The 19,318-nt window shown below is 67.6% G+C and carries 19 protein-coding genes; 11 read left to right on the plus strand and 8 right to left on the minus strand.

Translation table 11 applies throughout. The features are described from left to right. Positions 1-73: 73 nt before the first annotated feature. Positions 74-1,033 carry an NAD(P)H-dependent flavin oxidoreductase gene (locus tag ACP690_RS08395; RefSeq protein WP_426260781.1) on the plus strand — a complete coding sequence of 320 codons (960 nt, stop codon included), beginning with the start codon at positions 74-76 and terminating at the stop codon, positions 1,031-1,033. An 18-nt stretch (positions 1,034-1,051) separates the two neighbouring features. Here the strand turns inward: ACP690_RS08395 and ACP690_RS08400 are convergent, their stop codons facing one another. Together ACP690_RS08400 and ACP690_RS08405 are read right to left on the minus strand one after the other, a co-directional pair. Continuing rightward, positions 1,052-1,510, minus strand: coding sequence for a DUF1465 family protein (locus ACP690_RS08400; protein ID WP_024310534.1), 459 nt, complete (start codon positions 1,508-1,510; stop codon positions 1,052-1,054). 87 nt (positions 1,511-1,597) lie between these two features. After that, positions 1,598-1,795, minus strand: coding sequence for a YdcH family protein (locus ACP690_RS08405; protein WP_017978703.1), 198 nt, complete (start codon positions 1,793-1,795; stop codon positions 1,598-1,600). A gap of 181 nt (positions 1,796-1,976) precedes the next feature. On the opposite strand from ACP690_RS08405, the gene ACP690_RS08410 reads away from it, so the two are divergent. Further along, positions 1,977-2,132, plus strand: a complete 156-nt coding sequence (locus ACP690_RS08410) for a YdcH family protein (RefSeq protein WP_017978702.1) — start codon at positions 1,977-1,979, stop codon at positions 2,130-2,132. A gap of 84 nt (positions 2,133-2,216) precedes the next feature. Here the strand turns inward: ACP690_RS08410 and ACP690_RS08415 are convergent, their stop codons facing one another. Both ACP690_RS08415 and dksA read right to left on the minus strand, forming a co-directional pair. Beyond that, positions 2,217-2,567, minus strand: coding sequence for a PilZ domain-containing protein (locus tag ACP690_RS08415; protein ID WP_426260782.1), 351 nt, complete (start codon positions 2,565-2,567; stop codon positions 2,217-2,219). A 107-nt stretch (positions 2,568-2,674) separates the two neighbouring features. After that, complete coding sequence (gene dksA / locus ACP690_RS08420) at positions 2,675-3,109, minus strand: RNA polymerase-binding protein DksA (protein WP_017978700.1); 435 nt, start codon at positions 3,107-3,109, stop codon at positions 2,675-2,677. Positions 3,110-3,546: 437 nt separating this feature from the next. On the opposite strand from dksA, the gene ACP690_RS08425 reads away from it, so the two are divergent. Further along, a complete protein-coding gene (locus tag ACP690_RS08425) occupies positions 3,547-4,476 on the plus strand; it encodes a hypothetical protein (RefSeq protein WP_426260783.1) in 930 nt (309 codons plus the stop codon). Positions 4,477-4,555: 79 nt separating this feature from the next. On the opposite strand, the gene ACP690_RS08430 is transcribed toward ACP690_RS08425, so the two are convergent. Beyond that, entirely contained in the window at positions 4,556-4,987 is a 432-nt protein-coding gene (locus ACP690_RS08430; protein ID WP_426260784.1) for a host attachment family protein, read from the minus strand. A 90-nt stretch (positions 4,988-5,077) separates the two neighbouring features. Between ACP690_RS08430 and serS the strand changes: the two genes are divergently transcribed. The 4 genes from serS (at position 5,078) to ACP690_RS08450 (ending at position 9,184) form a co-directional block, all read left to right on the plus strand. Beyond that, positions 5,078-6,358, plus strand: coding sequence for a serine--tRNA ligase (gene serS / locus ACP690_RS08435; RefSeq protein WP_426260785.1), 1,281 nt, complete (start codon positions 5,078-5,080; stop codon positions 6,356-6,358). Between the two features lie 4 nt (positions 6,359-6,362). Then, a complete protein-coding gene (locus ACP690_RS08440) occupies positions 6,363-7,499 on the plus strand; it encodes a peptidoglycan DD-metalloendopeptidase family protein (protein WP_426260786.1) in 1,137 nt (378 codons plus the stop codon). 64 nt (positions 7,500-7,563) lie between these two features. Next, positions 7,564-8,793, plus strand: coding sequence for a tyrosine--tRNA ligase (tyrS, locus tag ACP690_RS08445; protein WP_426260787.1), 1,230 nt, complete (start codon positions 7,564-7,566; stop codon positions 8,791-8,793). A 79-nt stretch (positions 8,794-8,872) separates the two neighbouring features. Further along, on the plus strand, positions 8,873-9,184 hold the full coding sequence (locus ACP690_RS08450) for a PilZ domain-containing protein (protein WP_426260788.1): 312 nt from the start codon (positions 8,873-8,875) through the stop codon (positions 9,182-9,184). Between the two features lie 12 nt (positions 9,185-9,196). Here the strand turns inward: ACP690_RS08450 and recG are convergent, their stop codons facing one another. Further along, positions 9,197-11,248 (minus strand): ATP-dependent DNA helicase RecG, encoded by a 2,052-nt coding sequence (recG, locus tag ACP690_RS08455; RefSeq protein WP_426260789.1) that lies wholly within the window; start codon positions 11,246-11,248, stop codon positions 9,197-9,199. Between the two features lie 72 nt (positions 11,249-11,320). On the opposite strand from recG, the gene ACP690_RS08460 reads away from it, so the two are divergent. Next, complete coding sequence (locus ACP690_RS08460; RefSeq protein WP_017978693.1) at positions 11,321-11,587, plus strand: succinate dehydrogenase assembly factor 2; 267 nt, start codon at positions 11,321-11,323, stop codon at positions 11,585-11,587. 189 nt (positions 11,588-11,776) lie between these two features. Then, on the plus strand, positions 11,777-15,247 hold the full coding sequence (gene mfd, locus ACP690_RS08465; RefSeq protein ID WP_426260840.1) for a transcription-repair coupling factor: 3,471 nt from the start codon (positions 11,777-11,779) through the stop codon (positions 15,245-15,247). Positions 15,248-15,271: 24 nt separating this feature from the next. Here mfd and ACP690_RS08470 read toward each other — a convergent pair whose 3' ends face one another. Further along, positions 15,272-15,679: a YybH family protein gene (locus ACP690_RS08470; protein ID WP_426254758.1), complete on the minus strand. Its 408-nt coding sequence runs from the start codon at positions 15,677-15,679 to the stop codon at positions 15,272-15,274. After that, entirely contained in the window at positions 15,673-17,331 is a 1,659-nt protein-coding gene (locus tag ACP690_RS08475; RefSeq protein WP_147035651.1) for a GGDEF domain-containing phosphodiesterase, read from the minus strand. Before ACP690_RS08475 ends, ACP690_RS08470 begins: the two co-directional genes overlap by 7 nt. Before the next feature lie 109 nt (positions 17,332-17,440). On the opposite strand from ACP690_RS08475, the gene moaA reads away from it, so the two are divergent. Continuing rightward, positions 17,441-18,454: a GTP 3',8-cyclase MoaA gene (gene moaA, locus ACP690_RS08480; RefSeq protein WP_426260790.1), complete on the plus strand. Its 1,014-nt coding sequence runs from the start codon at positions 17,441-17,443 to the stop codon at positions 18,452-18,454. Further along, entirely contained in the window at positions 18,451-19,230 is a 780-nt protein-coding gene (locus ACP690_RS08485; protein ID WP_017978688.1) for an NAD kinase, read from the plus strand. The genes moaA and ACP690_RS08485 overlap by 4 nt, the downstream gene beginning before the upstream one ends. The last annotated feature ends 88 nt before the right edge of the window (positions 19,231-19,318 follow it).

Raw genomic sequence — 19,318 nt, forward strand, 5'->3', positions numbered from 1 at the left:
CAAGCGCCGTCGTGCTGGACAGGCGGATAGGTTTCGCTAAACAACCGATCATAAGAAGAGGAGCCGCCCGACCATGACGACGCCCACGCTGTTCGACCGCCTGCGCCTGCCCGTGATCGGTTCGCCGTTGTTCATCATTTCCGGGCCGGAACTCGTGATCGCGCAGTGCAAGGCGGGCATCGTCGGTTCCTTTCCGGCGCTCAATGCCCGGCCGCAGGCGTTGCTCGACGAATGGCTGCACCAGATCACCGAAGAGCTCGCCGCGTATAATCGGGCGCACCCGGATCGTCCCGCCGCGCCGTTCGCGGTCAACCAGATCGTCCACAAATCGAACGACCGGCTGGAAGCGGACCTTGCCACCTGCGCCAAGTGGCAGGTGCCGATCGTCATCACCTCGCTGGGCGCGCGCGAGGACCTGAATACCGCGGTCCATGGCTGGGGCGGCATCACGCTGCACGACGTCATCGACGATCGCTTCGCGCGCAAGGCGATCGAAAAGGGCGCGGACGGGCTGATCGCGGTGGCGGCCGGGGCCGGCGGCCATGCGGGACGCCTGTCCCCCTTCGCGATCATCCAGGAAATTCGCCAGTGGTTCGATGGACCGCTGGCCTTGTCGGGGTCGATTGCGACCGGCGGTGCGATCCTGGCGGCGCAGGCGATGGGCGCCGACTTCGCCTATATCGGCTCACCCTTCATCGCCACGACCGAGGCGAATGCCGCGCCCGATTACAAAGCGTCGATCGTCGCGAGCAAGGCGGCCGACATCGTCTATTCGAACCTGTTCACCGGCGTGCATGGCAATTACCTGCGCAGTTCGATCGAGGCGGCGGGGCTGGACCCCAATCATTTGCCCGAGGGCGACCTCAAGACGATGAACTTCGGCGGCAACAACGGATCGAAGGCGAAGGCCTGGCGCGACATCTGGGGATCGGGCCAGGGCATCGGCGTGGTCGATGCGGTGGAAAGCGTCGCCGACCGCGTCGATCGCTTCGCGCGCGAATATGCGGCGGCAAAGGCGCGGATCGCCGGCTAACCCGCCGCCGCGTTGCAGTCAGAAGGCCAGCGCCAGCCGATCGTGCAGGCGCTGGACCGGGCTGGGGGCGACCGCATCGACTTGGGCCGCATCCAGCAGACCGACGCGGCGGTGCAGGTTCGCGCTCGCCTCTACCAAGGCGCGGGCACGCTGCGGCAGCGCCGCGACCAAGTCCGCGTCGAATTGCGGTGCGTGGCCCAGCCGCCGGTTCCCGTCGAGCGCGTCGCGCGGCTGCATCTCGCCTGCATCGATCGCACGCTGCGTCAGCAGCCAGGCGATGACGTGCATCAGCCGCGTCGTCACCTTCAGCGACTCGCACGAAAAGCCGACGCGGATCAGCGGGTCGAGCGCTTCCCGCTCCAGCCGTCCCGCCTCGTCGAAATAGCTGCGCGCCTCGTCCGCCAGCAGCATCGCCTCCGTATAGAGCGAATCGATCAGGCGGCGATGGATGCGTGATTCGGAACGGCTGCCGGTCATGCGTTCACCGGTGGCATAGCGTGCGCCGCCTGCCCAGCGGCCGTTGCTGTCGATCCTGTGCCAAAACGGAAAAACACCACCGGCGGCTTAGGCGATGATGTCCGGGATCAGCTGGTCTTCGCATAAGGCGATCTCGTCGCGCAGCCGCAGCTTGCGCTTCTTCAGCCGGGCGAGCTGCAATTGGTCGGGCGTCGCGCTGGCGCCCAAGGCCGTGATCGCCGCGTCGAGGTCGCGATGCTCGGTGCGCAGCTGTTCCAGGCGGGCGATGATCTGCGCGTCGTCCATGGTAAAACCCCCTGCCACCACCCTGCGGCTCGCTTTGCCCCTAGCGCAGCCGGACGACCAACCCAAGTCGTCGCATCATGCCCCTCGGCTAATCGCGTTCAACCATTTTCGGTGACGACTTTTAGGATGTTCGGTGGTTTACTCAGTCCCCCAACACGCATGCATCAGGAGGTACACCGAAATGCAGACGACGCATCAACAGGCACTGGAAACCAAGCATGCCGCGCTCGACCGCCGCATCGCCGACGAATCCCATCGCCCGATGCCCAACTCCGCGATCCTCACCGACCTGAAGCGCCAAAAGCTGAAATTGAAGGAAGAGCTTACGGGCCTGTAGAGCCTGACGCCATTCAGCCCCTCCCCAACCCGGAGGGGCTTTTTGCAGGGGCGGCACGTCGAAGGGCAACGCCCGCCGCGAACCTTAGACCGCAGTGACCTCGTCGCGCACCAGCGCCGGATCGATCGGGGCGTCGAACGCGATCCCCATCCGTCCCGCGGTACACCAGGCGACCTTCCCCGCGACGGTGCCCAGCCCCGGCATCTCGAGCCGCACCAGCGATCCCGGCTCCCTTAGCACACCGCAATCGACCATCACCCCGCCCGGCGACAGGTTGCGCATGCGAACCTCGCGATCGCAATGATCGCCGTGCAGCCACAGCCGCGCCGCCAGCAGCAGGCTTTCGCGCGGTGGCTGGCGCGGCGTCACGACGCCGTCGTTGACAGGCCCGGCATCGTCGGATGCCGTAAGAGACGCGTGGAAGAGGCTGTCCATATCCGGTGCCCTCGTCATGATCGGCCGGGAAACTCCCACCGCATGCCGCCCCGAATCTTACCAGAACGTAAACGCCGACGCATCGCAGCGCGACGGCCGGCGTACGATCAATCCTCGCGTGAAATCTTTTCGTTACGCTCGTGGCGCTCCTGCGCCTCCAGCGTCATCGTCGCGATCGGGCGCGCCTCCAGCCGGCCGAGGCTGATCGGCTCGCCGGTGACTTCGCAATAGCCGTATTCGCCCTCGTCGATGCGGCGGATCGCTGCTTCGATCTTCGACACCAACTTCCGCTGGCGATCGCGGGTGCGCAGTTCGATCGACCAATCCGTCTCGCTCGAGGCGCGGTCGGTCAGGTCGGCTTCGCGCAGCGAGTCGAGCTGCAGCTGGTTGAGCGTTCCGGCCGCGTCCTGCAGGATCGCGTCCTTCCAGCGGAGCAGCTTGTTGCGGAAATAGGTCTGCTGGCGAAGATTCATGAACGGCTCATCGGGGCTGGGCCGATAACCATCGTCGCTCCAGTCGCCGGCGTCGTTCGCGGGCAACATGTCGGCATTCCTGTCGTGTACGCGGCTTACGTGCGTTGCCATGCCACTCTCCCTCCGGTCCCTGAACTTGAACCCGGGACCGCCCCCATATTGGTGAGGCGCCTATAATCGCGGCTGAACGGAACCACAAGCGATGCGAGTTACCGAATCGATCGCCAGCACGAACTTTTATTGCGAATGGGACCAGAACGGTTGCAAGTCAGCGACTAAGCTGCGTTACGGTCGGAACGCGATTGCGAAACCCACCGCTGTTTCACTCTGGTACGTTAACCGCGAATCAGATGGTGCAATCTCGGTGAAGCACTGCAAAAGCAGCGAATTGCTGGTTAACAAACTTGCACTTAACGGTTTGTTTTGCGTTGAATGGCATAGGCGGCACTCCGTTGCTGCGACACGACGATCCGGGCCGCAGGGACCGGCAATGAAAGAGAGACCCGATGTCCGTACGGATGGCTTTGGCGAAATTGTGCGCATGCGCCTGTGGCGGTGCGTTGATCGGCGGTGGCGCCGTCCACGTCGCCGAACGTCCCAGCCGCCCCGTCTACACGAAACAGGTCAAGAAGCGCGTGGTCGCGCATCGGCAGGTCGCCGCGGTCCAGCGTAAGGCCGTGCGCCGTCGCGTGGTGACCACGACGACCACCGCGTCCTGCGCGCCCGCCGTGGTGACGGTCGCCAGCCAGGCTGCACCGGTGCCGGTGCCCCTGCCCGCGTCCGAAGGCTTCGTAGCCGGCGGCGGTGGCGGTGTGCCGGTGGTCGTCGGCGGCAGCGGCGGCTGGGGTGGCGGCGGCGGTGGCTTCTTCGGGGGCGGCTTCTTCGGCGGCGGATCGTCCGGGTCGTCGGGCAGCATCGTGATTTCGTCGACGTCCAGCGGCGGGTCGAGCTCGACCAGTTCGTCCAGCAGTTCCTCGTCGTCCGGCAACGTGTCGAGCAGTTCGTCGGGTAACGTATCGAGCAGTTCGTCGACCAGCAGCTCCACGGGCGGCGCGAACGTCGTCGTCGACAATCAAAACAATAATAATAACAACAACCAGAACAATAACACGAACCAGAATTACAACGAAAACAACAACAATAATAACAATAACCAGAGCCAGAATCAGGGCCAAGGCCAGAACCAGGGTCAGGGGCAGAACCAAGGCCAGGGGCAAGGCCAAGGTCAGGGCCAGGGACAGGGCCAGTATGGTTCGAGCTCGAAGGGCTGGAGCTCCACCGGCGGACCGCCGCCGCCCCCGCCGCCACCGGGTTCGACCGGATCGTCGGGCGGCCCGCCCGCGCCGGTGCCCGCGCCGCCGATGGTGCTGCTGTTCGGCGCCGCTGCCGCCGCTCTGGTCGCCCGCAAGCGCTTCGCCAAGCCGCAAGCGGCCTGATCCGAAGCCCGGTTCCGGAATTAAAAAAGGGGGGCTGCCGAGTGATCGCTCGGCAGCCCCTTTTTTGTTAGGCCGTGCGTCAGGCGGACCGCAGCGCCTGTTCGATATCCGGCACCGGATGGCCGGTCAGGTCCTTGGCCAGCTCGCCCGCAAGCCGGTTGCTGACCTCCTTGTGATAATGTTTGCGCAGCTCGCCCAGCGTCTTGGGCGGGGCAACGATGATCAGCGATTCGAAATCGTTGGCCAGCGCGCGGCGCTTCAGCATATCGGCCGTCTCGGCAGCAAAGCGATCCTCCTCCTGCTGGTGAAAGTCCGTCTCGCCCATCGTGCCGCCTTGCGTCGAGGAGGCCTGGCCGGCGGCATCGGTCTTCTGGTCGTGATCGGCCGGGTTCACCTTTTCCTCGGCATGCTCGACCTGAAGATTGGGATAGTCCGCATCGCCCTCGTTACGGAAGAACAGCGCCTTGCGGCCGTCGGCGACGAGCACGAAGGCATTGTGGGGGACCTGCATCGGGGCTTCTCCTGATCGTTGCTATCCCCTGCTCAACGCAGCCGAGGCGGGCGGGTTGCCGCCTGACGCGCGGCGGGGCATAGCCGCGCCATGCACGATATCCGCGCCATCCGGGACGATCCCGCCGCCTTCGACGCCGCCCTCGCCCGCCGGGGCGCCGCCCCCCATTCCGCCGAGCTTATCGCGCTGGACGACGCGCGCCGCGCTGCGATTGCCGCCGCCCAGGACGCGCAGACCCGCCGGAACGAGTTGTCGAAGGGCATCGGCCAGGCCAAGGCGCAGAAGGACGAAGCACGCGCGCAGGCGCTGATGGCCGAAGTCGCGGCGCTGAAAGAGGCGCTGCCCGGTCTCGAAGCCGCCGATGCCGAAGCGGGGCTGGCGCTTGAACGTGCGCTAGCCACCATTCCCAACCTGCCCGCCGCGGACGTCCCCGACGGCGAGGACGAGGCCGGCAATGTCGAACAGACCCGCTGGGGAACCCCGCGCGCGTTCGATTTCACGCCGCGCGAACATGCCGACATCGGTCCGGCGCTGGGCATGGACTTCAAGACGGGCGCCGATCTGTCGGGCGCGCGCTTCACGTTCCTGCGCGGGCCAATGGCGCGGCTGCACCGGGCGCTCGCTCAGTTCATGCTCGACCACCAGACCGCCGACAATGGCTACGTCGAGTGCAACCCGCCCGTGCTGGTCAACGACCCGGCGATGTACGGTACGGACAAGCTGCCCAAGTTCGCCGAGGATTCGTTCCGCACCACCGATGGCCGCTGGCTGATCCCGACTGCGGAGGTCAGCCTGACCGCATCGGTGATGGGCCAGATCCTCGACACGCTCGCCGAACCGATGCGGCTCACCGCCCATACGCTCTGCTTCCGCAGCGAGGCTGGCGCCGCCGGACGCGACACGCGTGGGTTCATCCGTCAGCACCAGTTCGAGAAGGTCGAGCTGGTGAGCATCTGCCGCCCCGAGGACAGCGACGCCGAGCATGAGCGTATGACGCGCTGTGCGGAAAGCGTGCTGGAGGCACTGGACCTGCCCTATCGGCGCATCCTGCTCTGCACGGGCGACATGGGCTTCGGCGCGCGCAAGACCTTCGACCTCGAAGTATGGCTGCCGGGCCAGCAGGCGTGGCGCGAGATTTCGTCCTGTTCGAACACCGGCGATTTCCAGGCGCGGCGGATGAACACGCGCTACCGGGCGGAGGGCGAGAAGGCACCCCGCTTCGTTCACACGCTGAACGGGTCCGGCCTTGCGGTCGGACGTACGCTGGTCGCGGTGCTGGAAAACTATCAGCAGGCGGACGGATCGGTCGTCGTGCCCGCGGTGCTGCGACCCTATCTACGCGGGCTCGACCGGCTCGAACCGCAGGGCTGATCGGATGGCGCGGGGTCGGACCGTCACGGGGGTAGCGCTGGCCGGGCTGATGCTGTCGGCGTGTATTCCGAGCGTCGACGACATCTCGACCGAGGCCCCGCCCCCGCCCCGCCCCGCTTATCCCCCGGCCGCCGCTTACCCGCCGCCCGAACCCGCCGCGCGCTATCCCGAGCAGGACGCCCCGCAGCCTTTGCGTGAGGAAATGCCCCCTCCCTCGCGGCAGGTGACCATGCCCACCACCGCGCGCCCCGCATGGGAGGCGCGGCCCGTGACGCCCGACGCGCAGGTGGTCGCGACCCAGAGCTATACCGTCGCCCCGGGCGACACGTTGCGCCGGATCGCCGAGCGCACCGGCGCCAGTGCGGAGGCGATCGCGCGCGCGAACGCGCTCGAACCGCCCTTTGCGGTGCAGACGGGGCAGACGCTCACCATTCCGGGCGGCCGCTATCATCTGGTGCGGCAGGGCGAGACGGGCATCGCCATCGCCCGCGCCTATGGCATCGAATGGTCGCGGATCGTCGCCGCCAATGCGCTGGAGGAACCCTATATCCTGCGGGCCGGCCAGCGTATCCTGATCCCCGGCGATCCGACGCAGGCGCCCAGCCTGGCCGAGCGCGCCGCCGCCTTCCGCCTCGACATCGACGACATCCTGACCGGCGGCGAGCCGACGCCCGCCCCCCGTCAAGCGCCCGCGCGGCCGGTCGCGAACCCGCGGCGCGTGTTGCCACCGACGGAGGTCGTCGCGGCGCCGGCGCGCCTTCAAGGTGGTTTCGTCTGGCCGGTCGACGGTCAGGTCGTCCGCCGCTTCGGCCCCGGCCGCAGCGGAGAGCGCAACGACGGGATCAAGATCGCAGTCCCGGTGGGCAGTGCGATCCGCGCCAGTGCCGACGGCGTCGTCGCTTATGCCGGCGACGGGATCGCGGCGCTGGGCGGCCTGATCATCATCAAGCACGGCGGCGGCTGGACCAGCGTCTATGGCCACGCCAGCAAGCTGCTCGTCCAGCGGGGCCAGAGCGTGAAGCGGGGACAGACGATCGCGCTGTCGGGCGACACCGGCCTTGCCGACCGGCCAGAGGTACATTTCGAGCTGCGCAAGGGGCGTACGCCCGTCGATCCGCTGAGCCAGCTGTCGGGGCGGTAACGCGCAATTCCGTCGGCCGCGCAGGACAGGTGACGTGCGGCGTTCGGCTTGCTAACCGCGCGCCATGACCTACCAGTCCGATCTGCTGAACACGCTCGCGACGCGCGGCTACCTCCACCAGCTCACCGATGCGGCCGCGCTGGATGCGCTCGCGGCGAAGCAGGTCGTGCCCGGCTATATCGGCTTCGATCCTACCGCACCGTCGCTGCACGTCGGCAGCCTGGTGCAGATCATGCTGCTGCGCCGGCTGCAACAAACCGGGCACAAGCCCGTCGTGCTGATGGGCGGCGGCACCGGCAAGATCGGCGACCCCAGCTTCAAGGACGAAGCGCGCAAGCTGCTCGCCGAGGACGGGATCCAGGCCAATGTCGCCTCGATCAAGCGGATCTTCGAACGCTTCCTGACCTTCGGGGACGGCCCGACGGACGCGATCATGCTCGACAATGCCGAATGGCTCGATGCGCTGGAATACATTCCGTTCCTGCGCGACGTCGGCCAGCATTTCTCGGTCAACCGTATGCTCAGCTTCGATTCGGTGAAGCTGCGGCTGGATCGCGAACAGTCGCTGTCCTTCCTCGAATTCAACTACATGATCCTGCAAGCCTATGACTTCATGGAGCTATCGCGCCGCTGCGGCGTGCGGCTGCAGATGGGCGGCAGCGATCAATGGGGCAATATCGTCAACGGGATCGAGCTTGCCCGCCGCATGGACGGCACCGAGGTGTTCGGTGTCACCACCCCGCTGCTGACGACCGCATCGGGCGAGAAGATGGGCAAAACGGTCGCGGGTGCGGTGTGGCTGCACGAGGATCAGCTGCCGCATTTCGATTACTGGCAATTCTGGCGCAACACCGACGATCGCGACGTGGGCCGCTTCCTGCGCCTGTTCACCGATCTGCCGCTGGACGAGATCGCGCGGCTGGAGGCGCTGGAAGGCGCCGAGATCAACGAGGCCAAGAAGGTGCTCGCCAACGAAGCGACGGCGATGTGCCGCGGTCGCGCCGCTGCCGAGGAGGCGGCCGAGACCGCCCGCCGCACGTTCGAGGAAGGCGCCAGCGGCGCGGCGCTGCCCAGCGTCACGGTCGCGGGCGGATCGATCAACGTCGTCGATGCGCTGATCGCGCTCGGCTTCGCCAAGTCGAAGGGCGAGGCGCGCCGTCTGATCGCCGGCGGCGGCGCCCGCATCGGCACCGACAAGGTGAGCGACGAGGCACTCGTGATCGCGGTCGGCGAAGAGCCGGTTCGGCTGTCCGCGGGCAAGAAGAACCACGGCCTGCTCGTTCGGGAACAGTAAGCAAGCGTAAACGGTTACTCTTCTATCGCTTCAGTCCGGAATGGTCACAGCCACGTCCGGGGCGTGAGGAGTATCGGCCATGTCGCAAGCCCTGTCCCACCCGATCGACGGCCGTGCCGAGCCGCGCGACGAGGTGCATCATCGATGCCGTGCCGTGCTGACCGATCGTCGGACGCTGTCGGTGCTGGCGGTGAACCTGTCACCGCAGGGCGTGATGATCCGCAGCGATGCCGAGGTAAGCGTGGGCGAATGGCTGCGCGTGACGCTGCCCGGGGTCGGTGAGATGCAGGCGGCCGTGCGCTGGGCGCTTGGCGGCCGAATCGGCTGCCAGTTCGAAAAGGCGATACCGGCGAACCAATATCACGCGGTCCTGGGCGCGATGCAGGGCTGACCTGCTCACCCCTTACCCCGATCGCAGGAGCGCCACGCCAGCGTCGCGATCGAACAGATACAGGCCGATCCGCGCGGCCTGTCCGCGCGGTCCCTCCAGCCCGCCATCGCGATCGATCAGCAACCGGGCATCGTCCTGCGCGCAGTGGAGCAGGTCGCTGAGCATGTCCGGCAGCGCCAGACGAAACGTTACCTCGCCCGACTGACGCGTACCGAGCAGTTCGCCGCCGCCGCGCAGGCGCAGATCCTCTTCGGCGATGCGGAAGCCGTCGTTGGTTTCGCGCATCAGCGCCAGCCGCGCGCGCGACGTCTCGCTGAGCGACGCGCCACGCAGCAGCAGGCAGCGCGACAGGCCGCCGCCACGCCCCACCCGGCCGCGCAGCTGGTGGAGCTGGGCAAGGCCGAAGCGATCGGCATGTTCGATCACGATCAGCGTGGCATTGGGCACGTCGACCCCCACCTCGATCACCGTGGTCGCGACGAGAACGGAAAGGCGGTTGCCGGCAAACGCCTCCATCACCGCATCCTTCTCGGGCGGCTTCATCCGGCCATGGACGACGCCGATCTTGTCGCCGAAGCGGGCACGCAGCGATTCGGCGCGCATCTCGGCGGCGGCGAGGTCGCTCTTCTCGCTTTCCTCGACCAAGGGGCAAACCCAATAGGCCTGGCCACCGTCGGAGATATGGCGGCCGATCGCGTTGACCACCTCGTCCAGCCGATCCTCGGACACGACACGCGTTTCGATCGGTTCGCGGCCGGGCGGCATTTCGTCGAGGCGGCTGACGTCCATCTCGCCATATTGGGCCAGCGTCAGCGTGCGCGGGATCGGGGTGGCGGTCATCGCCAGCAGGTGCGGCGGTGCCTTGCCCTTGGCTTGCAGCATCATACGCTCGGCGACGCCGAACCGGTGCTGCTCGTCGACCACGACCAGTGCCAGGTCGCGATAGCCGACCGCTTCCTGGAAGATCGCGTGCGTGCCGACGAGGATATCGATATCGCCGCTCGCCAGCGCCATCAGCGTCGCCTCGCGCGCGCGGCCCTTGTCGCGCCCGGTGAGCACGGCGATGTTGACGTCGACGCCCGACAGCAATTTGCGCAGCGTCTCGTAATGCTGGCGTGCGAGGATTTCGGTTGGCGCGAGCATCGCGCCCTGAGCGCCGGCCTCGACCGCGATCAGCAGGCTCATTGCCGCGACCAGCGTCTTGCCCGACCCGACGTCGCCTTGCAGCAGGCGCAGCATCGGCGCGGTCTGCGCGAGGTCGCCCTCGATCTCGGCGATGCTGCGCGATTGCGCGCCGGTGGGACTGTAGGGCAGCCGCACTTGGTCACGCAAACGGTGGTCACCGACCAGCGCCCTGCCCCGCCGCTTGCGCGTGTCCGCCCGCACCAATGTCATCGCCAGCTGGTTGGCGAAGATCTCGTCATAGGCCAGGCGCTCGCGCGCCATCTTGTCGGCCGGGTCGGCGTGGATGCGGGCGAGCGCGTCGCGCCAGTCGGGCCAGCCGCGCTTAGCCTTCAGGCTGGGGTCGATCCATTCGGGTAGATCGGGCGCCCGCTCGATCGCCTGCGCGGCGAATCCGGCAAGGCGGCGGGACGTCATGCCTTCCGACAGCGGATAGATCGCCTCGCGTTCGCGGAACGGTTCGTCGGGCTCGCCCAGATCGGGGTGGATGATCTGCAGCGTCTCGCCATAGCTTTCCAGCTTGCCCGACACGCGGCGCGGCTCGTTCAGCGGCAGCAGCTTCTTCACCCAGCCCGACGACCCGCCGAAATAGACGAGGGAGACGTAATTGCCCTTCGCATCGGTCGCCTGCACGCGCGTCGGGCCGCGACCGGTGCTGGTGCGATAGTCGCGCGGGGTCACCGTGATCGCAATGATGCGACCGGCGTCGGCGACGTCCAGCTCTTCGCGGGGCAAGCGATCGATCCAGCCGCTCGGCAGATGAAAGGCGACGTCGACCACGCGCGCCAGCCCCAGCCGGTCGAGCGGCTTGGCGAGCGCAGGCCCCACGCCTTTCAGCGCGGTGACCTCGGCGAACAGCGGATTGAGGATGGCGGGACGCATGACTACATGCCCCCTCTAGCCTACCCGACCGATGCCGTCAGCATCCGCCGGGCTATTCGTATTGGATGACCTATGGATCACGCCACCCGCTTGAAGCGCCTGAAATTCCGCGCCTGGCATCGCGGCACGAAAGAGGCGGATCTGATGATCGGCGGCTTCTTCGATGCGCATGGCGCGGGGTGGACGCCCGAACAGCTCGACTGGTTCGAGGCGCTGTTGGAGGAACAGGATGTCGATATCATGGCCTGGGCGATCGGATCGATGCCCTGCCCGCCGGAATGGGAGGGCGACATGATGATGCAGATGCGCTCGCTGAGCTACGTGCCGGTGGCGGAGTGAGAGCGGACTGAGCTCGCCCCACACCCTTCGTCACCCCGGACTCGTTCCGGGGTCCACTCCGCGGCGAGGGGAATAGCCTGAGCCTCTTGCCTTTCCCTAGCGGCCCGGTGGACCCCGGAACAAGTCCGGGGTGACGGAGTGTTTGGAGCACACGTCTGCCTCTCATCTTACCGTCTTCCAAGGACCATGATGCCCGACCTCAAGACGATCCTGTCCGCCAAGACGCCGCTGACGCTGTCGGGCGTGCCCACCGGGTTTCAGCCGTCGCTGCTCGCCGACCTTGCCCGCGCAGCGAAGGGGCGTGCGGTGTTCATCGCGCCGGACGATGCCGCGATGCGCGCCGTCGCGGCGACGGCGCCGTTCTTCGCGCCCGAACTGGAGGTGATCGTCTTCCCGGCCTGGGACTGCCTGCCCTATGACCGCGCCTCGCCGACGCTGCGGATCATGGCGGAGCGGATCGCGGCGCTCTACCGGTTGCAGCGCCCGGCCAAGGGTCCGCAGCTCGTCCTGACGACCGCCAATGCGGCGACGCAGCGTGTGCTGACGCCGTTCCGGATACGCCAGCTGGTGGCGACGCTGGAGCCGGGCGCGCGGATCGATCGCGACGATCTCGCCAAGCTGCTCCAGGCGAACGGCTATGTCCGTACCGAAACCGTCCACGACCAGGGCGAATATGCCGTGCGTGGCGGCATCGTCGACCTGTATCCGAGCGGGGAAGAGCAGGCGCTGCGCCTCGACTTCTTCGGCGACGAGATCGAGACGGTGCGGACCTTCAGCCCCGAAGATCAGCGCACCACCGGCCGGATCGACGGCTTCACGCTGCTGCCCGCGTCCGAGGCGTTGCTCGACGAGGAATCGATCAAGCGCTTCCGTACGCGCTATCGCGACAAGTTCGGTGCGACCGCGACCGGCGATCCGCTGTATCAGGCGATCAGCGATGGGCGCCGCCTTGCCGGCATGGAGCATTGGCTGCCGCTGTTCGAGGACAAATTGGCGACGTTGTTCGACCATCTGTCCGCCGACGACGTCATCGTGCGCGACTTCGGCGTCCCCGGCGCAGCCGAGGCGCGGATGGAGGCGGTCGCCGATTATTACGAGAATCGCCAGCGCGCCGAGGCCGCACAGCCCGGCAGCTACCGGCCGCTCGCCGCGAAGACCCTGTACCTGGACGCCAAGGAATGGGCGGCAGGGCTGGAGGCGTGCCACGCGCATCTGACCACGCCCTTCCACGAGCCGGAGAGTGCGAGCGTGCTCGATTTCGGCGTCGACGGCGCGCGGGATTTCGCGCCCGAGCGGTCGGGCGGCGCGAACGTCTACGAAGCCGTCGTCAAGCACCTCGGCGCGCTACGCAAACAGGGCAGGAAGCCGGTCCTCGCCAGCTATTCGGTCGGCGCGCGCGAGCGGCTGGGCAATCTGCTGAAGGATCACGGCCTCAACGGCGCCAAGGCGGCGGACAGCTGGCACGAGGCACTTGGCGTCGCGGATACGTCGAAGAGCGCGGGCGTCGCGCTCGTCGTGCTGCCGCTCGACCATGGCTTCACCGCCCCCGACGTGGCGGTGCTGACCGAGCAGGACATGCTCGGCGACCGCCTCGTCCGCCGGGCGAAGCGCAAGAAGTCGGCGGATGCCTTCCTCGCCGAACTAGCGACGCTGACGCCGGGCGATCTCGTCGTCCACGCCGATCACGGCATCGGCAAATATCTGGGGCTCACCTCGATCCCGGTCGGCCAGTCGCCGCATGATTGCGTCGCGGTCGAATATGCCGGCGGCGACAAATTGTTCGTGCCGGTCGAGAATCTCGAGGTCCTGTCGCGCTACGGCTCGTCGGAAGAGGGCGCGAGCCTGGACCGGCTCGGCGGCGAGGCGTGGCAGCGGCGCAAGTCGAAGATGAAGGAGCGCATCCGCGAGATCGCGGGTGAGCTCATTAAGACCGCCGCCGAACGCGCGCTGCATCCGGGTGACGTGCTCGAACCCGATCCTGCCGGTTATCCGAGCTTCGTCGATCGCTTCCCCTATGCCGAAACCGACGACCAGGATCGCGCGATCGAGGACGTGCTGGGCGACCTCGGCGCCGGCCGTCCGATGGACCGGCTGATTGTCGGCGACGTCGGTTTCGGCAAGACCGAGATCGCGCTGCGTGCCGCCTTCGTCGCGGCGATGGCGGGCAAGCAGGTCGCGGTCGTCTGCCCGACGACCTTGCTCGCGCGCCAGCATTTCAACAATTTCAGCGCGCGATTCGAAGGCTTTCCGATGAACATCGGCCGCCTGTCGCGCCTAGTTCCCGCGGCGGAAGCCAAGCGGGTCAAAGAGGGCCTGGCGGACGGCAGCATCGACGTCGTCATCGGCACGCACGCGCTGCTGGCGAAGGCCATCGATTTCAAGCGCCTGGGCCTCGTTATCGTCGACGAGGAACAGCGGTTTGGCGTCACGCACAAGGAGCGGCTGAAGGCGCTGCGGGCGGACGTGCATATGCTTACCCTCACCGCAACACCGATCCCGCGGACCTTGCAGATGGCGATGAGCGGCATCCGCGAACTATCGGTCATCCAGACGCCGCCGGTCGACCGCCTCGCGGTCCGCACCTATGTCATCCCCTGGGACCCGGTGGTACTGCGCGAGGCGTTGCTGCGCGAACATTATCGCGGCGGGCAGAGCTTCATCGTCACGCCGCGCGTCGCCGACCTGCCCGATCTGGAAGAGTATCTTCGCAACGAAGTGCCGGAGGTCCGCTATGTCATCGCGCACGGACAGATGAGCGCGACCGAGGTCGAGGAGCGGATGAGCGCCTTCTACGACAAGAAGTTCGAGGTGCTCGTCTCGACCACGATCATCGAAAGCGGCATCGACATCGCCTCGGCGAACACGATGATCGTCAACCGCGCCGACCGCTTCGGCCTCGCCCAGCTGTACCAGCTACGCGGCCGCGTCGGCCGGTCGAAGACGCGCGCCTATGCCTATCTGGTGACGCCGCCCGAACGGATGATGACCGACACGGCCGAGAAGCGGCTGAAGGTCCTGTCCGATCTCGACAGCCTGGGCGCAGGGTTCCAGCTCGCCAGCCACGACCTCGACATTCGCGGCGCCGGCAATCTGCTTGGCGACGAACAATCGGGGCATATCAAGGAGGTTGGCTACGAACTCTACCAATCGATGTTGGAAGAGGCGATCATGGACGCCAAGGCCGGCGGGCTGAAGAGCGACCGTCCGCGCGACTTCTCGCCGCAGATCACGGTCGACGCGCCGATCCTGATCCCCGACGATTACGTGCCCGACCTTGACCTGCGGATGGGCCTGTACCGCCGCCTCAACGAGCTGGAGGACAATCGCGAAATCGAAGCCTTTGCCGCCGAGATGATCGACCGCTTCGGTCCGCTGCCGGATGCGACCGAGAACCTCATCAAGGTGATCGAGATCAAGCTCAATGCGCGCAAGGCCTGCATCGCCAAGATGGATGTGGGGCCGCGGGGCGTGCTGGTCGGCTTCCACGACGATACGCCGCCGAACGTCGCTGGGCTGCTCGCCTATGTCGAGCGGCTCAACGGCGTCGCCAAGCTGCGCCCCGACAGCAAGCTGGTGCTGCAGCGCGCGTGGCCGGATGCCAAGTCGCGCCTGCATGGGGCGTTGCAACTGTCGAAGGGGCTGGCGAAAGCGGCGGGGTGATGGCGGCTTAAGCGGGTTTCGGGCTCAGCTGCTGTGGTCGGCGATGACCTTCCAGCCGCGGGCCTGCTTTTCGAACAGCAGCGACGTCACGCCCTTGTCGCTGCGGCCATCGGGATAGGCCAGCTGCCATTCCGCCCAGAGCATGCGGTGGGTCGTATCCACCGCCCGCGCGCCGAGGATCCGGAACGATAACGCACCGCGCTTGCTCGCGTCGGCGCCATAGCTTTTGTCATAGCGCGCCGCGATCGCCGCCTTGCCGCGGACGAGGCCATTCTTTGTCACGAACACGGCATCGTCGGCGTAGATCGCGAGGAAGCGGGCCATGTCCCCGGCGCTCCAGCCTGCCGCGCTGTCCGCCAACGCCGCCTCGATCGCCGCCTGCGCATCCTGCACCGGGGCCGGCAATGCCAGCGCCGCCACGATCGTCAGCATGTCCCGTCTCCCACCATCGCTGCCAGTGCCGCGTCATCCAGTGCGGGCGCGAGCAGGAAGCCCTGGTAGAAGGCGCAGCCCTCCGCCGCCAGCAGCTGCCGCTGGGTATCGGTTTCGATCCCCTCTGCCACGACGGCGAGGCCCAGCGAGCGCGCCAGCGTCATCACCGCGCGTACCACGCCGCGGTGGCGCCGCGTCCGTTCGATCCCCAGCGCCAGCGCCTTGTCGAGCTTGAGGTAATCGAGCGGCAGCGTGGTGAGATAGGCGAGGCTGGAATAGCCCGTGCCGAAATCGTCGAGCGCCACGCGCAGCCCCGCCGCGCGCAGATCGGTGAGGATCGCCGCCGCGCGATCGAGATTGTGGATCGCGCCACTCTCCGTCACCTCGACGGTCAGCCGGTCGCACGCCACGCCGCTGGCACCGACGCGCCGCAGGAAGGAATAGGCGAAACCGGGCCGGCCGAGGTCGCCGGCGGTAATGTTGAGCGCGACACGCACATGCGACAGCGTCTCTGGCCACGCGGCGATCCGCGCCAGCACCAGCCCCTGGATATGATCAGACAGGACGAGGCCGAGATCGGCACGCTCCGCCGCGGCAAACAACACGTCAGCGCCGAGCGGTCCCAGCCGCCCATGCCGCCAGCGTGCCAGCGCCTCGACCCCGGTGATTCGCCGCGAATCGATTCGCGCCTGCGGCTGGAACAGGATGTCGATCTCGTCGCGCTCGATCGCGAAGTGGAGGTCGATGGCGAGCGAATCGATCGGCGCGGTGTGCTCGGGCCCCGCGACGCGGATCGTCGGCCCGTCGCTGGCCTTCGCCGACACCAATGCCTCCGCAGCGCGGTGGAGCAGGCTGGCGGCATCGTCGCCCGGTGCGCTCTCCGCCAGGCTCCAGCGACTGCCCAGCACCGCCTGTCGCCCCCCGACCGCAATCGGACGCGACAGGGCGCCGTCCAGCGCACGCGCGAGGCCGACCAGCGCGCCTTGCTCCGCCACCGCCGCGACGACGATATCGCCGCCGCGCGGCGCGCCGACCACCGCATCGTCGCCCAGCAGCTCGGCGGCCATCGTACGGACCTGCCGATGCGCCTCGGCGATCAGCGCATCGCCCACCGCACGGCCTCGCGCGGCATTCAGGATATCGAGCCGCGACAGTGCGATTCTGACGATGCCGACATGCCGCCCGGCTTCGAGCCAGGCCGAAATCGGTTCGCTGACGTCTTCCGGATCGGCGCGCAGCCCGAACGCCGGGCCGCGCCGCTCGCCCTGATGGCGGGTCGCGTGCCGCGCCGCAAAGCGCAGCGCGAGCTGGATATCGGCCGGATCGCCCGTCTCGCGCAGGAAATGCGTCGCGCCCGCGGCGTAGAGCTGGTCGAGCGTATCGCCGTCGTCGGTCAGCACCAGCAGCGCCGCGCCGGTCGCGGCGATCAGGCCGCCCAGCGCGCGGACCGCCGCCAGACCGGCCGCCGGCGCCTTTCGTCCATCGACCAGGATCACCGCCGCGCCACTCGCCAGCGCCCGCGCGACCAGTTCACGCCCGCCGGTATCGACGACCGGCGCCCAGCCGTCGTCCTGCGCCAGCGCCGCGAGCGCTGCCGCATCATCGTCCTGCGCGACGATGAACAATCGTGTGCTGTCGGTAACGGTCCCCATTCCATTCCTGCCTAGGCGCCCGGGGGTTAACCGACAATGCTGTGTCACGGTGAAGCGGGCTTAACGGAACGGACTTGTCGGCGGATGGTTGTCGGCCTAGCCCCATGTCATGACCAGCGCCCTTGCCCCCTCCGCCGACCCGCTGGTCGATCCGCAGGGACGGACGATCCGCTACCTGCGCATCTCCGTCACCGATCGGTGCGACCTGCGCTGCCGCTACTGCATGGCGGAGCAGATGACCTTTCTGCCCCGTGCCAAGCTGCTGACCCTCGACGAAATCGCGATCATCGCCGAACGCTTCATCGCGCGCGGGGTGACGAAGATCCGCCTGTCGGGCGGCGAGCCGCTGGTGCGCCGCGACGTCGCCGATCTGGTGCAGCGGCTGGGACGGCACGTGGGGGCGGGGCTCGACGAGCTGACGATGACGACCAACGGCACGCGGCTCGCGCAGTACGCCGATGCGCTGGTCGATGCCGGGATTCGGCGGATCAACGTCAGTCTCGACAGCCTCGACCCCGATCGCTTCCGCTACATCACGCGGCACGGCGACCTGGCGCAGGTGCTGGACGGCATCGCCGCCGCAAAGCGCGCCGGGCTGGCGGTGAAGATCAACGCCGTCGCGCTCGCCGGCCTCAATGAAGACGAAATTCCCGCGATGCTGCAATGGTGCATCGACGAAGGCCACGACCTGTCGCTGATCGAGACGATGCCGCTGGGCGCGGTGGATGAGGATCGCACCGACCGCTTCGTGCCGCTGACGCGCGTGTTCGAGGCGTTGTCGGCGCGCTTCCTCTTGTATCGCGCCACGCATCGCACCGGCGGCCCGGCGCGCTATTGGCAGGTCGAGGGCAATGCGACCCGCCTGGGCCTCATCTCGCCGCTCACCGCCAATTTTTGCGACGGTTGTAACCGCGTACGGCTGACGACCGAGGGCAAACTCTATATGTGCCTGGGGCATGACGATCAGGTCGACCTCAAGGCAGCGCTGCGCGACGGCGGGATCGATGGCCTGGATGCCGCGATCGATCGCGGTTTGCTGCGCAAGCCCGCCCGGCACGATTTCCGCATCGCGGCGGGCGCTGCACCGGCGGTGGCGCGCCATATGAGCGTGACCGGGGGATGACCGACTATCAGCGGCGGGCGCTGGTCGCATCGCCCACGGCCCCTGCCCGCGCCGCGGCCGCCGAGCTGGCGGACGCCGCCGACTGGGTCGATCCGGCTGAGGCCGACGTCATCATCGCGCTGGGCGGCGATGGCTTCATGCTCCAGACGCTGCATGGCCTCCTCGACCGGCGCCGCCCGCCCGTGCCCGTCTTCGGGATGAACCTCGGCACGGTCGGCTTCATGATGAACGAGTGGCGCCGCCACGGCATCGACGAGCGGCTGGCACGCGCCAAGCCGTTCAAGGTGTCGCCGCTCGCCGCGACCGTCACCGGCATTGACGGCCGCGTCCATCAGGCGCCTGCGATCAACGAAGTCTCGCTATTGCGTGAAACCCGCCAGACCGCGAAGCTTGAGGTCACCGTCAACGAGCGCGTCGTCATGCCGGAACTGGCGTGCGACGGCATCCTCGTCGCCACGCCGGCGGGATCGACCGCCTACAACCTGTCCGCGCAGGGCCCCATCCTGCCGCTGGGGTCGAACATGCTGGCGCTGACGCCGATCAGCCCGTTCCGCCCGCGGCGCTGGCGCGGTGCGATCCTGCCCGACAAGGCGCGTATCTCGCTGCGCGTGCTCGATGCCGCCAAGCGCCCGGTGTCCGCCGTCGCCGACCAGCGCGAATTCCGCGATGTCGCCGAAGTCAGCGTCGCGATCGACCGCGCGCGCGAGCTGACCCTGTTGTTCGACCCCGAACATGCGCTCGACGACCGTATCACGATGGAGCAATTCATCGCCTGAGCCGCCGATGCCGCACGAAGCTGTGGAAAACTCGCTTTAACGGGTTGCGCCGCAAAAATTCGTGGGTATAGACGCCCTCCACGACGCA

The sequence above is a fragment of the Sphingomonas sp. DC4900 genome (assembly GCF_049896485.1).
Classification (GTDB): Bacteria; Pseudomonadota; Alphaproteobacteria; order Sphingomonadales; family Sphingomonadaceae; genus Sphingomonas; species Sphingomonas aquatilis.

Coding starts and splice junctions, on each gene's coding strand:
- ACP690_RS08485 (WP_017978688.1), top strand. CDS start 18,451: ATGACCGACTATCAGCGGCGGGCGCTGGTCGCATCGCCCACGGCCCCT.
- ACP690_RS08400 (WP_024310534.1), bottom strand. CDS start 1,510: ATGACCGGCAGCCGTTCCGAATCACGCATCCATCGCCGCCTGATCGAT.
- ACP690_RS08410 (WP_017978702.1), top strand. CDS start 1,977: ATGCAGACGACGCATCAACAGGCACTGGAAACCAAGCATGCCGCGCTC.
- ACP690_RS08430 (WP_426260784.1), bottom strand. CDS start 4,987: ATGCAGGTCCCCCACAATGCCTTCGTGCTCGTCGCCGACGGCCGCAAG.
- ACP690_RS08470 (WP_426254758.1), bottom strand. CDS start 15,679: ATGCTGACGATCGTGGCGGCGCTGGCATTGCCGGCCCCGGTGCAGGAT.
- ACP690_RS08450 (WP_426260788.1), top strand. CDS start 8,873: ATGTCGCAAGCCCTGTCCCACCCGATCGACGGCCGTGCCGAGCCGCGC.
- moaA (WP_426260790.1), top strand. CDS start 17,441: ATGACCAGCGCCCTTGCCCCCTCCGCCGACCCGCTGGTCGATCCGCAG.
- tyrS (WP_426260787.1), top strand. CDS start 7,564: ATGACCTACCAGTCCGATCTGCTGAACACGCTCGCGACGCGCGGCTAC.
- ACP690_RS08460 (WP_017978693.1), top strand. CDS start 11,321: ATGGATCACGCCACCCGCTTGAAGCGCCTGAAATTCCGCGCCTGGCAT.
- serS (WP_426260785.1), top strand. CDS start 5,078: ATGCACGATATCCGCGCCATCCGGGACGATCCCGCCGCCTTCGACGCC.
- ACP690_RS08475 (WP_147035651.1), bottom strand. CDS start 17,331: ATGGGGACCGTTACCGACAGCACACGATTGTTCATCGTCGCGCAGGAC.
- ACP690_RS08440 (WP_426260786.1), top strand. CDS start 6,363: ATGGCGCGGGGTCGGACCGTCACGGGGGTAGCGCTGGCCGGGCTGATG.
- ACP690_RS08425 (WP_426260783.1), top strand. CDS start 3,547: ATGTCCGTACGGATGGCTTTGGCGAAATTGTGCGCATGCGCCTGTGGC.
- dksA (WP_017978700.1), bottom strand. CDS start 3,109: ATGTTGCCCGCGAACGACGCCGGCGACTGGAGCGACGATGGTTATCGG.
- ACP690_RS08395 (WP_426260781.1), top strand. CDS start 74: ATGACGACGCCCACGCTGTTCGACCGCCTGCGCCTGCCCGTGATCGGT.
- mfd (WP_426260840.1), top strand. CDS start 11,777: ATGCCCGACCTCAAGACGATCCTGTCCGCCAAGACGCCGCTGACGCTG.
- ACP690_RS08415 (WP_426260782.1), bottom strand. CDS start 2,567: ATGGACAGCCTCTTCCACGCGTCTCTTACGGCATCCGACGATGCCGGG.
- recG (WP_426260789.1), bottom strand. CDS start 11,248: ATGCGTCCCGCCATCCTCAATCCGCTGTTCGCCGAGGTCACCGCGCTG.
- ACP690_RS08405 (WP_017978703.1), bottom strand. CDS start 1,795: ATGGACGACGCGCAGATCATCGCCCGCCTGGAACAGCTGCGCACCGAG.